This is a genomic window from Streptomyces sp. NBC_00237 (assembly GCF_026342435.1).
Lineage (GTDB): Bacteria > Actinomycetota > Actinomycetes > Streptomycetales > Streptomycetaceae > Streptomyces.
On sequence record NZ_JAPEMT010000002.1, the window covers coordinates 888,590 to 903,057 of the forward strand.

General features: G+C 72.4%; 11 protein-coding genes. 4 read left to right on the forward strand and 7 right to left on the reverse strand.

The features are described from left to right. Window positions 1–72 precede the first annotated feature (72 nt). The 3 genes from OG897_RS18180 to OG897_RS18190 are packed head-to-tail and all read right to left on the reverse strand — an operon-like array spanning window position 73 to window position 3,972. Window positions 73–2,463: a xanthine dehydrogenase family protein molybdopterin-binding subunit gene (locus OG897_RS18180; RefSeq protein WP_266658093.1), complete on the reverse strand. Its 2,391-nt coding sequence runs from the start codon at window positions 2,461–2,463 to the stop codon at window positions 73–75. 4 nt (window positions 2,464–2,467) lie between these two features. Further along, entirely contained in the window at window positions 2,468–3,079 is a 612-nt protein-coding gene (locus OG897_RS18185; RefSeq protein ID WP_266658095.1) for a (2Fe-2S)-binding protein, read from the reverse strand. A 2-nt stretch (window positions 3,080–3,081) separates the two neighbouring features. Then, window positions 3,082–3,972 carry a xanthine dehydrogenase family protein subunit M gene (locus tag OG897_RS18190; RefSeq protein WP_266658097.1) on the reverse strand — a complete coding sequence of 297 codons (891 nt, stop codon included), beginning with the start codon at window positions 3,970–3,972 and terminating at the stop codon, window positions 3,082–3,084. Between the two features lie 309 nt (window positions 3,973–4,281). On the opposite strand from OG897_RS18190, the gene OG897_RS18195 reads away from it, so the two are divergent. Beyond that, window positions 4,282–5,997 (forward strand): PucR family transcriptional regulator, encoded by a 1,716-nt coding sequence (locus OG897_RS18195; protein WP_266658099.1) that lies wholly within the window; start codon window positions 4,282–4,284, stop codon window positions 5,995–5,997. 207 nt (window positions 5,998–6,204) lie between these two features. Beyond that, window positions 6,205–7,023, forward strand: a complete 819-nt coding sequence (locus tag OG897_RS18200; RefSeq protein ID WP_266660267.1) for a hypothetical protein — start codon at window positions 6,205–6,207, stop codon at window positions 7,021–7,023. A gap of 36 nt (window positions 7,024–7,059) precedes the next feature. Here the strand turns inward: OG897_RS18200 and OG897_RS18205 are convergent, their stop codons facing one another. Then, the gene (locus tag OG897_RS18205) at window positions 7,060–7,737 is read right to left on the reverse strand and encodes a GntR family transcriptional regulator (protein ID WP_266658101.1); all 678 of its coding nucleotides are present in this window, start codon (window positions 7,735–7,737) and stop codon (window positions 7,060–7,062) included. A gap of 108 nt (window positions 7,738–7,845) precedes the next feature. Here OG897_RS18205 and OG897_RS18210 point away from each other — a divergent pair, with 108 nt between their 5' ends. Together OG897_RS18210 and OG897_RS18215 are read left to right on the forward strand one after the other, a co-directional pair. After that, window positions 7,846–8,721 carry a (2Fe-2S)-binding protein gene (locus tag OG897_RS18210; protein WP_266660269.1) on the forward strand — a complete coding sequence of 292 codons (876 nt, stop codon included), beginning with the start codon at window positions 7,846–7,848 and terminating at the stop codon, window positions 8,719–8,721. A 243-nt stretch (window positions 8,722–8,964) separates the two neighbouring features. Next, window positions 8,965–10,029: a DUF2637 domain-containing protein gene (locus OG897_RS18215; protein WP_266658103.1), complete on the forward strand. Its 1,065-nt coding sequence runs from the start codon at window positions 8,965–8,967 to the stop codon at window positions 10,027–10,029. 87 nt (window positions 10,030–10,116) lie between these two features. Here the strand turns inward: OG897_RS18215 and OG897_RS18220 are convergent, their stop codons facing one another. From OG897_RS18220 to OG897_RS18230, 3 genes are all read right to left on the reverse strand, one after another. Beyond that, on the reverse strand, window positions 10,117–10,503 hold the full coding sequence (locus OG897_RS18220; protein ID WP_266660271.1) for an ATP-binding protein: 387 nt from the start codon (window positions 10,501–10,503) through the stop codon (window positions 10,117–10,119). Window positions 10,504–10,890: 387 nt separating this feature from the next. Then, the gene (locus tag OG897_RS18225) at window positions 10,891–12,633 is read right to left on the reverse strand and encodes a pyruvate dehydrogenase (protein WP_266658105.1); all 1,743 of its coding nucleotides are present in this window, start codon (window positions 12,631–12,633) and stop codon (window positions 10,891–10,893) included. 75 nt (window positions 12,634–12,708) lie between these two features. Beyond that, on the reverse strand, window positions 12,709–14,310 hold the full coding sequence (locus OG897_RS18230; protein WP_266660273.1) for a protein phosphatase 2C domain-containing protein: 1,602 nt from the start codon (window positions 14,308–14,310) through the stop codon (window positions 12,709–12,711). Window positions 14,311–14,468 lie beyond the last annotated feature (158 nt).

Consider the following 14,468-nt stretch of genomic DNA (forward strand, 5'->3'; position numbering starts at 1 on the left):
CGCTCCTGGAGGCATCACCGCCCGGGGAGTTCGAGGTACCTGACGATGCGTCAGGCCGGTGAGGATCCCGGATCACGTCCCGGTCAGGTGCTCGGGACGGACCGGCACCCGGTTCAGCTCCAGCCCCGTGGCGGCGCGAATCGCCGCCAGCACAGCGGGAGTCGACGACAGGGTCGGCGCTTCGCCCACCCCGCGCAAGCCGTACGGAGCGTGCTCGTCGGCCAGCTCCAGTACGTCGACGGGGATGGTCGGCGTGTCGAGGATGGTGGGGATCAGGTAGTCCGTGAAGGACGGATTGCGCACCTTCGCGGTCTTCGGGTCGACGAGGATCTCCTCCATGACGGCGATGCCGAGGCCCTGGGTGGTGCCGCCCTGGATCTGGCCGAGCACGGAGAGCGGGTTGACCGCCTTGCCGACGTCCTGCGCGCACGCCAGTTCGATGACCTTCACCAGACCGAGTTCGGTGTCCACCTCCACCACCGCGCGGTGCGCGGCGAAGGAGTACTGGACGTGCCCGTCGCCCTGCCCGGTGTGCCGGTCGAACGGCTCGGTGGGCCGGTGCCGCCACTCCAGCTCGATGTCGACGGCCTCCCCTTCGAGTACGTCGACGAGGTCGGCCAGCACCTCCCCGCCCTCGGTGACGACCTTGCCGCCTTCCAGCAGCAGTTCGGCCGTCGCCCAGGCGGGGTGGTACGAGCCCAGCTTGGCCCGCCCCAGCTCCAGGACCTTCTCCCGGACGTGCTCGCAGGTGTTCTTGACGGCCCCGCCCGTGACGTACGTCTGACGGGACGCCGAGGACGAACCGGCCGAGCCCACCGTGGTGTCGGCCGGGTGGATCGTCACCTGGCTGACCCCGAGTTCGGTGCGCGCGATCTGCGCGTGGACGGTGACGCCGCCCTGCCCGACCTCCGCCATCGCGGTGTGCACGGTGGCGACCGGCACTCCGCCGACCACTTCCATCCGTACGCGGGCGGTGGAGTAGTCGTCGAAGCCCTCGGAGAAGCCGACGTTCTTGATGCCGACCGCGTAGCCGACGCCCCGCACGACGCCCTCCCCGTGCGTGGTGTTGGAGAGGCCGCCGGGGAGGTCACGTACGTCTGCCGCCTCCCCGGCCGACAGCCACTGCTGCTCCGGCGGCATCGGCCGCGCCTTCACCCGGCGCAGCAGTTCGGCCACCGGGGCGGGCGAGTCGACGGCCTGTCCGGTCGGCAGGAGCGTGCCCTGCGACATGGCGTTGAGCCGCCGGAACTCCACCGGGTCCATCGAGAGCGCCGTCGCCAGCTTGTCCATCTGCGCCTCGTACGCGAAGCACGCCTGGACGGCGCCGAAGCCGCGCATCGCGCCGCAGGGCGGGTTGTTGGTGTAGAGGGCGACGGCCTCGATGTCGACGTCGTCGACGACGTACGGGCCGACGCTCAGCGAGGAGGCGTTGCCGACGACCGCCGGGGAGGCGGAGGCGTACGCGCCGCCGTCGAGGACGATGCGGCACTTGAGGTGGGTGAGCTTGCCGTCGCGGGTCGCCCCGTGCTCGTACCAGAGCTTCGCCGGGTGGCGGTGGACGTGTCCGAAGAAGGACTCGAAGCGGTTGTAGACCATCTTGACCGGCTTGCCCGTGCGCAGGGCGAGCAGGCAGGCGTGGATCTGCATGGAGATGTCCTCGCGGCCGCCGAAGGCCCCGCCGACGCCGGAGAGCGTCATGCGGACCTGGGATTCGGGCAGCCCGAGGACGGGGGCGATCTGGCCGAGGTCGGAGTGCAGCCACTGGGTGGCGACGTACAGGTCGACGCCGCCGTCCTCGGCGGGTACGGCGAGTCCTGACTCCGGGCCGAGGAACGCCTGGTCTTGCATGCCGAAGTGGTACTCCCCCGAGACGATCACGTCGGCCCGTTCGGCGGCGGCGCCGGCGTCGCCGCGCACGATGGGCTGGCGGTGCAGGACGTTGGGGTGCTGGACGTACCGGACGTGCTCGTCGGTGCGGTTCTCGTGGAGTACGGGCGCGCCGGGCGCGGTCGCGGACGCCTCGTCGGTGACGACGGGCAGTTCGCGGTACTCGACCTTGATCCTGGCGGCGGCCCGGCGGGCCGTCTCCGGATGGTCGGCGGCGACGAGCGCCACCGGCTCCCCGTGGTGACGGACCTTTCCGCAGGCCAGGACGGGGGTGTCCCGGATCTCCAGGCCGTAGTGCCTGGTGCCCGTGGGCAGGTCGTCGTACGTGAGGACGGCGTGCACACCCGCCTGGGCGAGCGCCTCCGAGACGTCGATGGAGACGATCTCGGCGTGCGCGACCGTGGAGCGCAGGGTGTGACCCCAGAGCATGTCCTCGTGCCACATGTCCGACGAGTAGGCGAACTCGCCGGTGACCTTCAGGGTGCCGTCGGGGCGCAGCGTCGATTCGCCGATGCCGCCCTTCGTCCTGCTGCTGGTGCCCTGGTGGATGTCGGTGGGAGAGCCGGTGACGCCCATGGTGCTAGACCGTTTCTTCCTGGTGGTCCTGTTGTTCCTGGCGGGCGGCCGCGAGGCGGACCGCGTCGAGGATCTTCTCGTAGCCGGTGCAGCGGCAGAGGTTGCCCGAGAGGGCCTCCCGGATGTCCGCGTCCGACGGGGACGGGTTGCGCTCCAGCATCTCGTCGGCGGCGACCAGCAGGCCGGGGGTGCAGAAGCCGCACTGGACTGCTCCGGCGTCGATGAACGCCTGCTGGATGGGGGCGAGTTGGCCCTGTTCGCCGGTCCGGCTCTCGGCGGGCCGTGCCTGCCAGCGCTTGGCCGAGTCCAGTGACGTACCGCAGGAACCGGACCCGCACGCCCCGCCGGGGTGTTCGCTGGACCGGTGCTGCGCGTAGTCCGCGAGCCCCTCGACCGTGACGACCTCGCGGCCCTCGGCCTGCCCTGCCGCGACGAGGCAGGCACACACCGGGACGCCGTCGAGCCGGACCGTACAGGAGCCGCATTCGCCCTGCTCGCAGGCGTTCTTCGAGCCGGGAAGGCCCATGCGCTCACGCAGTACGTACAGGAGGCTCTCGCCCTCCCAGACGTCGTCGGCTTCCTGCGGACGACCGTTGACCGTGAAGTTGACGCGCATGATCAGGCAGCTCCTTCCAGTGCGGCGGACGTGCCCCGGTACTGCTCCCAGGTCCAGCCGAGCGTGCGCCGGGCCATGATGCCGACCGCGTGGCGGCGGTACTTCGCGGTGCCGCGCACGTCGTCGATGGGGTTGCAGGCGCCGGAGGCCAGCTCCGCGAACTGTGCGGCGATGGACGGCGTGATGATCCTTCCGCTCTCCCAGAAGCCGCCCTCGTCGAGCGCGGCGTTCAGGAAGTCCTCGGCGGCGCGCGCCCGCACCGGGGTGGGGGCGGCGGAGCCGATGCCGGTCCTCACCGTCCGGGTGCCGGGGTGCAGGGCGATCCCGAAGGCGCAGACGGCGATGACCATGGCGTTGCGGGTGCCGACCTTGGAGAACTGCTGCGGCCCCTCCGCCTTCTTGATGTGTACGGCACGGATCAGCTCGTCCGGTTCCAGAGCGTTCCGCTTGACTCCCGTGTAGAACTCCTCGACGGGGATCATGCGGGTGCCGCGCACGGACTGCGCCTCGACCTCGGCGCCCGCGGACAGCAAGGCGGGGTGCGAGTCGCCTGCCGGGGAGGCGGCGCCGAGGTTTCCGCCGACGGACCCCCGGTTGCGGATCTGCGGGGAACCCACGGTGTGGGAGGCCAGTGCGAGACCGGGAAGCTCGGTCCGCAGGTGGTCCATGATCTGGGTGTACGGAACGGAGGCGCCGAGGTTCACGCTGTCCTGGCCCACCTCCCACTCCCGCAGCTCACCGATGCGGTTGAGGTCCAGAAGGTACTCGGGACGACGGTGGTCGAAGTTGATCTCGACCATGACATCGGTGCCACCCGCGATGGGGACAGCCGTGGGGTGCGCGGCCTTGGCGGCGAGCGCGTCCTCCCAGCTGGCGGGGCGAAGGAAGTCCATGAGTGGCTCTCTCTTCGTTTCGGGGGCGACTGTTCAGTTGCGTGTTCAGTTGCACACCGTCCGCAAGATTCAGGCCATTCGGTTCATGTCCTGTTCATGCGGGGGTGGCCCAAGTACACAAGCCGGGGGAAGCCCGGTGCAGTCACTGAAACCATGAAGGAGTTGGCTGGTCCACCGTCTCGTCTTGTAGATTCGAACGAAAGACGGGGATCAGTGACCTCTCCGTAATTCACCTTTATCTTGACCGAACACCGGTCACGGCACCCACCCTCCCCGACCCCACGACACAGAAACGGCGGCGACACGACGATGCGGCTGCGCGCCCTGCTGGAAACCGATGCGCTCGGCCTGCGCCTCCTGGGCGGTGCGGACGAGCTCGACCGCACCGTCCGCGGTGTCATGACCACCGATCTGCGCGACCCGAGCCGCTACCTCTCCGGCGGCGAGCTGGTCCTCACCGGCCTGGCCTGGCGGCACACGCCGGAAGATTCCGAACCCTTCGTCCGGATTCTGGCCTCGGCCGGGGTCGTCGGGCTCGCGGCGGGCGAGGCGGAGCTCGGCAGCGTCCCCGTGGACCTGGTGGAGGCGTGCGAGCGGCACCGGCTGCCGCTGTTTTCGGTCACCGAGTCCGTGGCCTTCGCCACGATCACCGAGCACGTGGTACGTCAGGTGTCCGGCGAGCGCGCCGGGGACCTGGCGGCGGTCGTGGACCGGCACCGGCGGCTGATGACGTCGGGCCCGGCGGGCGGCGGCCCCGAGGTCGTCCTCGACCTGCTCACCTCGGACCTGGACCTGCACGCCTGGGTGCTCTCCCCCATCGGCCGCCAGGTCGCGGGCTCCGACACCCCGCTGCCCGCCGGGGTCGGCCCGGCGCTCGCCGCCGAGCACCTGGCCGCCAGCCGTACGGGCAGGCGCAGCCCGCACCGGGTGATGCTGGGCGGCACCGCGTACTCGCTCTTCCCCATCCGTACGTCCGGCAAGGGTCCCGAGCGGATCGCCGGGACGGCGGCGTCCCGGGACGTACGGGAGAGCGTGCTGTCGGACTGGCTGCTGGCCGTGGAGGCGGACGCAGGGGACTGGCCCGCGGCGCGCCTGGACCTGCTCCAGGGCGTCACGCAGCTGATCGCCGTGGAGCGCGACCGCCGCGACTCGGCCCGCACGGTGCGGCGCAGGCTCGCCCAGGAGGTGCTGGAGCTGGTCCAGGCGGGCGCGGCTCCGTCCGAGATCGCGGCCAGGCTGCGGGTGGCGGCCCCGGTGCTGTTGCCGGGGCTCGGGGCGGCTCCGCACTGGCAGGTGGTCGTGGCGCGGGTCGAGTGGGACGGCGGCGCGGTGGACAACGGTCCGGCGGCGCAGGCGCTGCTGGAGGAGATCCTGGTCGATCCGACCGTTCCGGCGGATTCGATGGCCTCGGCCGCCGAGCCCGCCGACCGGATCGCCGTCGCGTACAGCGGCGAGGAGGCCATCGCGCTCGTGCCGCTGCCCGCGGTCGCGGCCGACCATCCCCTGGAGGACGGAGCCGACGGGAGCCCCGGGCTGCACGCGGAGAGCCTCCTGGCGGCCGTACAGGCTCCGCTGTCGGGCGGTCTCGCCGACGACGGGCGCCTCACGCTCGGCGTGAGCGCGCCGGTGCATTCGGCGGAGGGGCTGCGCGGGGCGCTGGAGGAGGCCCGGCACGCCCGCCGGGTGGCGGCGGCCAGGCCGGGCCGGGTGGCGGCGGCCGGACACCACGAGCTGGCGTCGCACGTACTGCTGCTGCCCTTCGTGCCGGACGACGTGCGCCGCGCGTTCACCGCGCGGCTGCTCGACCCGCTGCGGGACTACGACCGGCGGCACCGGGCGGAGCTGATCCCGACCCTGGAGGCGTTCCTCGACAGCGACGGCTCCTGGACGCGCTGCGCGACCCGGCTGCACCTCCACGTCAACACCTTGCGCTACCGAGTGGGCCGCATCGAACAGTTGACGGGCCGTGACCTCTCCCGACTGGAAGACAAACTGGACTTCTTCCTGGCCCTGCGCATGAGCTGACGGAAAGTCGCCGCAGCTCCACGGGCTGTTCATGACCCACTCGGGACCGGCCTTTGTGAAAAAAATCACCCGGCCCCTTGGCCCCACGTGTCATTTCATGCTGTGATGCGCGCACGACCGTACGTCGAACAGCAGCACAGACGGGGAAGCGGTCGGACTTCACAGCTCAATGGCGCGCTCGGGGAGGGCAATGTGGCGGACACCGCCATGTCGGGTTCCACTTCCGAAACAGAGGGAGCGGAGAAGGAGGGGTCCGATAGTGGAGGGGCGGGAGGTCCGGGATTTCCCGGCGGTCCGCTCCAGACGGCGGTGTGGCGGCTGCGTTCGCGCGGCTGCTGGGCCGATGCGGCGGCGCTCCTGGAGTCCCGCCCGGGCGCCGCTCCCGCACTCCAGCGGGCGTCCCTCCTCGTGGAGCGCTGCCTGTTCACGGAGAACGGCTGGCCGGAGGCCGAGGAGGCACTGCGCAGCGCCGAAGCTCTCGCCAAGGACGACGACGAGCGGGGCAGCGCGGCCTGCGAGCGCGGCCATCTCGCTTACGCCTCAACGGTGTTGGGGGTACGTGACCGGGCGGACGAGGCCCGTTCCGCGCTCGGCCGGGCGGCGGCCCTGCTGCACCCCAACTCCTCCAACCGGCCGCTCCTGGACTTCCGCAGGGGGCTGATCGCCGAACACCTCTCCGAGTCGCCGCAGTCGGCGAAGGCGGCCTACCGGCGGGCCCACGCGGGCGCGACGACCCACCAGAAGGCGCTGCTGCTCTCCTTCACCTGGCGGCACCTCGCCGGACTCGCCCTGCGCGAGGGGGAGTTGGCGGAGGCGCGGCACGGTTTCGCGGAGTCGCTGCGGATAAGGGAGGAGCTGGGCTACCTGGTCGGCACGGCCCCGGCGCTGGCCGCCCTGGCGGACGCGGAACCGGAGCCGGAGGCCAGTCGGCTGCGGGCCGAGGCGTCCCGCCTCTTCCACCTGCTGGACGGCGTCCCGACGTGGCTGGCGGCGCAGCTGCCGCCGCCACCGCCCGCGGTGGCGTAGGGCCGACCGGCCCGGGGCCTCTCCGGCGGGCGGACCCTACCGGTCCGCTCCCGCGAAGTGTTCCCGTACCAGCTCCCGCACGACCGGGAGGTCCTGGGCGATCAGGGCCTCCAGGAGGGCCAGGTGTTCCGCCGCGTCGGCGACGAGGTCCGCCTGCCGTGCGGCCGGGGCGTCGGCGGCGGGCCACTGGGCGCGGCGGTGCAAGTCCCCCGCCACGTCGACGAGTTGGGCGTTGCCCGACAGGCCGAGCACCGCCGCGTGGAAGGCGCGGTCGGCGACCGCGTAGGCCGCCCGGTCCCCCCGGGCGGCAGCGGCGGTGGCGGCGTCCGCGAGCGGGCGCAGCGCGCACCACCGCGCGGGCTCCACCGTCCGGGCCAGGCCCAGCATGGTCGGCACCTCGATGAGGGCCCGTACGGCGGCCAGGTCCGCGAGGTCGGACGTGCCGCGCGAGGCGACCCGGAACCCCCGGTTGGGGACGACCTCCACGGCCCCTTCCTGGACGAGCTGATGCATCGCCTCGCGGACCGGTGTCGCGGAGACCCCGAAGCGGGCCCCCAGCGCGGGCCCCGAGTAGACCTCTCCGGGTGCCAGCTCGCCACTGACCAGGGCGGATCGCAGCGCGTCGAGGATCTGGCCGCGTACGGAATGCCGGACGGGTACGGACTGCCGGGCCTGGCGCGGCACGGCGGGTTCACTGCGCAGGTGCTCGTACATAAGTGCGTGCAGCCTAGATGGAGTAACCCGCCAGTTCACAGCTCGCCGGAATCAGCTAAGGTTAGCCTTACCTGCACTAGCCCCGTGAGCGATTCGGTGGTCCCCTGCATGACCGTCCCCGCCCTGCTGCCCTCCGGCGCCGCGCGCCCCGCCGCCGCCTCCCCCGTGGCGGACTCCTACGCACGCCTCACCGAGGTCTTCCCCTCGCTGGTCGTCAAGGAGCTCACGGGTGACGAGAGCGCGCCGCGCGGCGGCGGCTGGGTCGGCGCGGACGAGCTCGCGGCCGGCGGCCCGGGCCTGGACGCGTTCCTGGCCTGGGACGACGCACAGGTGCTGCGCGACTACGGACAGCGGGCCCGCCCCGACGTGATCGCCAGCTTCGCCCTGCACCGGTACGCCTGGCCCGCCTGCCTGCTGGTCACCGTGCCGTGGTTCCTGCACCGCAGGGTGCCCCGGGTGCCCGTGGCGGACGTGGCCTTCCAGCGGGTACTGGGGCGGATGACCGTACGGGTGAAGGAGTTCGCGTGCCTGCCGGGCGATCCGGCGGCGGCGCTGCCCGGTGCCCGGGTCGTCGCGGACGAGGAGGCGCTGCGCGCCGAGGCCAGGGACGCGCTGGCCGAGCACCTGGAGCCGGTGCTCGCGGGCTTCGGGCCCCGGATGCGCCGCCGGGGGCACGCCCTGTGGGGCATGGCGACCGACGAGATCGTCGAGGGCCTCTGGTACCTGGCGCACCTGCTGGGCGACGAACGGCGCGCGATGGCCGAGCTCGAACTGCTGCTGCCCGGCGCGACGGCCCCCTACCGCGCCTCGGCGGGCTTCCGCGAGCTGACCGGCCCCCACGGCGAGACGCTGCCCACCCGGGACCGCGCCACCTGCTGCCTCTTCTACACGCTGCGCCCCGAGGACACCTGCACCACGTGCCCCCGGACCTGCGACGCCGAGCGGATCAAGAAGCTCACCGCAGAGGCCGTAACCTCCGCCTGATCATCACGCCACCCGTGCGGGTGGCGCGATTCGAACCCAACTCGGTTCGTGGGATCGACAGTTCGAGATATTGCCACCTATCCGCGTAGTGCGGACTCCCATTGGCGTTCTCTTGCCCCGAAACCCCTTGTGTGTCTCGCGACGTGAGCCAATATGTCGCCGAAACGCACTGAGCGCGATCCGCGGTCGGCGCTCCGTAGCCACGGGCGCGTCCGCCGCCGCGCTGACGCAAAGGGACTCCGCATGAGAATGACCGACATATCGCTGAACTGGCTGCTTTCCGGCGTCGTGATGATCGCGGGAGTCCTGGCGGCCGTAGCGGTGATCGCGCGCGGCAAGCGTGCGGGCCAGAAGGCCGCCGCCACGGTCGAGGACTCGTGGGAGCGCAGCGAGGAGCGGCGCAGAAGGAAGGAAGCCTTCTACGGGAGCGCCTCCTACGTCCTGCTGTTCTGCTGTGCGGCGGTCGCCGCCGCGCTGTCCTTCCACGGTCTGGTCGGCTTCGGGCAGCAGAACCTGAACCTGTCAGGCGGCTGGGAGTACCTGGTGCCGTTCGGGCTCGACGGGGCGGCGATGTTCTGCTCGGTGCTCGCGGTGCGGGAGGCCAGCCACGGTGACGCGGCGCTCGGTTCACGGCTTCTGGTGTGGACGTTCGCCGGGGCTGCGGCCTGGTTCAACTGGGTGCACGCGCCGAGGGGGTTGGGGCACGCCGGTGCCCCGCACTTCTTCGCCGGGATGTCGCTCTCGGCGGCGGTGCTCTTCGACCGGGCGCTCAAGCAGACCCGTCGGGCGGCGCTCCGCGAGCAGGGCCTCGTCCCGCGCCCCCTCCCGCAGATCCGGATCGTCCGGTGGCTGCGGGCCCCCAGGGAGACCTTCGGGGCCTGGTCGCTGATGCTCCTGGAGAACGTCCGGACGCTGGACGAGGCGGTCGACGAGGTCCGCGAGGACCAGCGGCAGAAGGCGCAGAACCGTCTCCGCAGGCGGGAGCACGAGAAGCTGGAGCGGGCCCAGTTGAAGGCCATCAACCGCCAGCACCGCGCCTGGGGGCGCAGCCGGGGCCGCCAGGTCGACGTACAGCTGACGTCAGCGGGATCGGGCTCCGCGCCGCACGCCGTCGCGGAGCCCGCCATAGCAGAAGCGGGACAGCTGCCGCTTCGAAACCGGCCCTCCCTCCAGGCCGTGAAAGGCGCTGGGACCAAGGGAGTTGAGAACCGGACGGTGGACCTGACCGCCGAGGACGACACTCAGGCACTGCCCCGGCTGGACTCGCTGGAGCAGAAGCTCAAGGACCTTGAGCAGCAGTTCGGGTGATGGCACGTCACATCGCCCTGGGGGTGCGGGGGTTCGGCCGGTTCACTGACCGGCCGGGCCCCCGTACGCGTACGGGACGACGTGGGCTCAGGTGCCCGCCCGGCCGCCGTCCAGTTCGAACCACACCACCTTGCCGGGGCCGTGCCCCTGCATGCGCACGCCCCAGGCGTCGGCGAGGGCCTGGACCAGGAGCAGTCCGCGCCCGTGCGTGTTCTCGTCGCAGCTCGCCAGGCGTGGTTCGGGCATGCGGGACAGCTGGTCCCGCACTTCGACGCGGAGCGTGGAGGCGGCCAGGGTGGCCGTCAGTTCCGCGTCGCTCTCGGTGTGTATCAGCGCGTTGGTCACCAGTTCGCTGGTGAGCAGTTCCGCGACGTCGGTGCAGTCCGGCTGCCCCCAGTGCCGCAGTAGTTCGCGCAGTGCCCGGCGCGCCTCGGCCACGGCGGTCAGATCCGCCCGGCCCAGTCGGCACCGCATCTGGGGCGACGCCCGTCCGCCCTCGTTCGTCCCGTCCGCCCGTGCGTCCCCCGGCGCGGTACGGCCCTTCGCCACCGGTCCGGACCGGCCCGGCTGTTGCCTCGTCATAACCCCCACCCACACCCCGATCAAGCCCCTCCTGCTCGAACACCCTCACGCAATGGATGCCCGCGCTCACCGGCCGCACTCATGCGCGGCCCGGTCGGGATGCGGTCGGAGCGCACCGATTCGCCCCAACGCGCTAGGGGCGACTGCCGTTCTGGACGTATGTCATGCGCGGAGAACGACGTGGGAAGGGGCCACAGCGCACCGGTGCGCGGAAAGCCGCCGGTGTTCCCTCGTACGCCGTACGGCCTCGGAAGCCCGCGCTCCCTTGCCCCGAGGCGGTCAGGGGCGCGGGACGTTCCGCAGGTTGGAGCGCGCCATCTGGACCATCCTGCCCACTCCGCCGTCGAGTACCACCTTTCCGGCGGACAGCGCGAAGCCCTTCACCTGGGCGGCCTTGATGTGCGGCGGGATGGACAGGGCGTTCGGGTCGGTGACGACCTCGACGAGGGCCGGGCCCTTGTGCCGGAACGCGTCCTTGAGCGCGCCCGCCAGTTCCTTGGGCTTCTCGACCCGTACGCCGAAGGCACCGCAGGCACGGGCGACCGCCGAGAAGTCGGGGTTGCGGTTCTCGGTGCCGTACGAGGGCATGCCGTCGACCAGCATCTCCAGTTCGACCATGCCGAGCGAGGAGTTGTTGAACAGGACGACCTTCACCGGCAGGTCGTGCTGGACCAGGGTGAGGAAGTCGCCCATCAGCATCGAGAAGCCGCCGTCGCCGGACATCGAGACGACCTGGCGGTCGCGGTCCACGAACTGCGCGCCGATGGCCTGCGGGAGGGCGTTGGCCATCGAGCCGTGCGAGAAGGAGCCGATGACGCGGCGGCGGCCGTTGGGGGTGAGGTAGCGGGCCGCCCAGACGTTGCACATGCCGGTGTCGACGGTGAACACGGCGTCGTCGTCGGCCATCTCGTCGAGGACCGAGGCCACGTACTCGGGGTGGATCGGGACGTGCTTGTCGACTTTGCGGGTGTACGCCTTGATCACGCCCTCCAGGGCGTCGGCGTGCTTCTTCAGCATCTTGTCGAGGAACCTGCGGCTCGACTTGGCCCGCACCCGGGGGGTCAGACAGCGCAGTGTCTCGCGGACGTCGCCGCACACCCCGAGGTCGAGCTTGCAGCGCCGCCCGAGGTGTTCGGGACGGACGTCGACCTGGGTGATCTTGACGTCCTTGGGGAGGAAGTCGTTGTACGGGAAGTCCGTGCCGAGCAGGATCAGCAGGTCGCACTCGTGCATCGCCTCGTAGGCGGCGCCGTAGCCGAGCAAACCGCTCATCCCGACGTCGTACGGATTGTCGTACTGGATGAACTCCTTGCCGCGCAGTGCGTGCCCGACCGGGGCCTTGATCCGTTCGGCGAACTCCATCACCTCGGCGTGCGCGCCCGCCGTGCCGGAGCCGCAGAAGAGGGTGATCTTCTCGGCTCCGTCGATCAGGTCGGTCAGCTTCGCGAGGTCCGCCTCGCCGGGGCGCACCACCGGGCGGGAGGTGATCAGCGACTGTTCCAGGGACTCCTCTGCGACGGTCTCGCCCGCCACGTCGCCGGGCAGCGAGACGACGCCGACGCCGCCCCGGCCGACGGCGTGCTGGATCGCGGACTGGAGGACCCGGGGCATCTGCTTCGGGGTGGAGATCAGCTCGTTGTAGTGGCTGCACTCGTCGAAGAGCTTGTCCGGGTGGGTGGCCTGGAAGTAGTTGAGGCCGATCTCGGCGGAGGGGATGTGCGAGGCGAGCGCGAGGACCGGGGCCATCGAGCGGTGGGCGTCGAAGAGGCCGTTGATGAGGTGCAGGTTGCCGGGGCCGCAGGAGCCGGCGCAGGCGGCGAGCCTGCCGGTGATCTGGGCCTCGGCACCGGCCGCGAAGGCCGCGGTCTCCTCGTGCCGTACGTGCACCCACTCGATGGCGTCGTTACGGCGAATGGCGTCCACGATCGGGTTGAGGCTGTCGCCGACGACCCCGTACAGACGCTCCACTCCCGCCTGTACGAGGATGTCGACGAACTGCTCGGCCACCTTCTGCTTCGCCATGACGTGGGCACACCCTCTCGGTAGGACAAACGGACGATCGCCTCTCGTCTGTCCATCAACCCACGAAATATTCCGTTATGCCTCCCAGACGGTGACGGCCGTGCGGTCGTCCGCGTACCCCTTCACGCGCAGTTGTACGTCCGCGAGGTAGGCGGCCAGCCCGGGCGGCTGCCCGCCCTCCCAGCGGTCCGCCAGCGCGCGGCCGAGGGCCGCCTCGCCGCGCAGGGGCTCGGCCAGGCCCGCGCTGCACAGCAGCAGCACGTCGGCGGTCCTGGCCACGGACGCCCGGAACCGGAAGGGGGAGGTCGGCGGCACCGTGTCCACGTACGGCGAGGGCGGTGTGGTGATGCCGAGGTCCATGGTGAGCCGGTCGCCGTCGGGGCCCTCCTCGTCCGCGCTCCCGTCCTCGCCCGTCGGTACGGAGCCGAAGCCGACGACCGCTTCGCCGCTGAGCGCGCCGGGGGCGGGCTCGGCGGGCTCGATGTCCTGCCACACCCCGTCGCGCAGCCGGAACAGGCCGCCGTCGCCGACGCCGAAGTAGATGCGGGTGCGGCAGTCGGGGTCGGCGGAGAGCAGCAGGCAGCGCAGGTCGGCGGTGTACTCCCCCGGTTCGAGACCGAGTTCGGCGGCGCGGGCGCGGAGCTTGCCGTAGCTGCGGTCGGTGAGCCGGTGCAGCCCGGACTTGAGGTCTCCGCGCCGGGCGGCCCTTATGTCCTCGGCCAGCCGGGCATGGCTGCGGCCGACGGCTCCGGCGATCCAGTGGCAGGCGTCGGAGGCCGCGAGGTGCGCCCCTTCCGCCGCACGCGCCCCACTGGCCACGGCGACCAGGACGAGTCCGCCCGGGCCGCTGCCGAAGCGGGCGGTGAGGAGGGCATCGCGCCGGGGTTCGCCCCGGAACCGGGCCGAGTCCCCGCGCACGGAGGCCGCCCGCAGGGTGTACGAGCCGTACTGGGCCCCGTCGAGCACGGTGTCCGCGACGAGGCCGGTCAGGTCCCGGGGGTCGGCGGCGGCGAGGGCGGTGGGCTCGGGCTCGTAGGTGGGCGGACCGTCGCCCAGGTGGGTGACGGAGGGGCGGGGGCCGTGGGGCGGGAGGGCGGGAACGGGGGGTGCGTGCCACTCGGCGGTGGGATCGGGGACCGGGTCGGGAGCCGGGTCGGGGGCCGCCGGGGCTTCCGGGGCGGGGGCCGCCGGGGCTTCCGGGGCGGGGGTGTCGGGGCGGGTGTCCGTGCGGTACCCGGCGGGCAGGTCGGGGCGGGTGTCCGGGTGCGGCTCGGTGTCCCGGGAAGGGTCAGGAGCCCGCCGCGGGCCCGGGCCCTCCTTCGCGTGCCGCCCGGCGGCGGGCGGCGGGCCGAAGACACCCGGGTCGGCGGGAGCACGGCCGGGCGGCGGAGGTGCGGCGGGGCCGGGGCCCAGGGGATCCTGGGGCGGCTCCTGCCAGGGCGGGAACGAGGTCGGCAGGGGCGGTACGTCCCGCAGGTGCCCCTCCTCACGCGTCTCGGTCCGCCGGGCGGCGGGCCCCCGGGCGTCGCCGGAACCGGCGGCCGTGGCGGGGCCGTCCCGGGGATCGGGGGCGGGAGTGTCCGCAGGAGGGCCGTGGGGGTCGTCGGGGCCGGGGACGTCCGACGGTGGGCCGTAGGCGCGGTCGAGGTCGGCCTCGGGTCCCGGGCCTTCGGGCAGCGGCCCGGGGACCTGGTCCGGGGCGGGTTCCGGCGGGGGCGGGCCGTAGGCGTCCTGCGAGGGCTCGTCCCAGAGGCGGCGGGTCCTGCGGAGGTCGTGCCGGGGGCCGGGGGCTCCGGGCGGTCCCGGCAGCGGGGGCGGCGGGCCCCAGGTGGACG

Coding starts and splice junctions, on each gene's coding strand:
- OG897_RS18180 (WP_266658093.1), bottom strand. CDS start 2,463: ATGGGCGTCACCGGCTCTCCCACCGACATCCACCAGGGCACCAGCAGC.
- OG897_RS18185 (WP_266658095.1), bottom strand. CDS start 3,079: ATGCGCGTCAACTTCACGGTCAACGGTCGTCCGCAGGAAGCCGACGAC.
- OG897_RS18190 (WP_266658097.1), bottom strand. CDS start 3,972: ATGGACTTCCTTCGCCCCGCCAGCTGGGAGGACGCGCTCGCCGCCAAG.
- OG897_RS18195 (WP_266658099.1), top strand. CDS start 4,282: ATGCGGCTGCGCGCCCTGCTGGAAACCGATGCGCTCGGCCTGCGCCTC.
- OG897_RS18200 (WP_266660267.1), top strand. CDS start 6,205: ATGTCGGGTTCCACTTCCGAAACAGAGGGAGCGGAGAAGGAGGGGTCC.
- OG897_RS18205 (WP_266658101.1), bottom strand. CDS start 7,737: ATGTACGAGCACCTGCGCAGTGAACCCGCCGTGCCGCGCCAGGCCCGG.
- OG897_RS18210 (WP_266660269.1), top strand. CDS start 7,846: ATGACCGTCCCCGCCCTGCTGCCCTCCGGCGCCGCGCGCCCCGCCGCC.
- OG897_RS18215 (WP_266658103.1), top strand. CDS start 8,965: ATGAGAATGACCGACATATCGCTGAACTGGCTGCTTTCCGGCGTCGTG.
- OG897_RS18220 (WP_266660271.1), bottom strand. CDS start 10,503: ATGCGGTGCCGACTGGGCCGGGCGGATCTGACCGCCGTGGCCGAGGCG.
- OG897_RS18225 (WP_266658105.1), bottom strand. CDS start 12,633: ATGGCGAAGCAGAAGGTGGCCGAGCAGTTCGTCGACATCCTCGTACAG.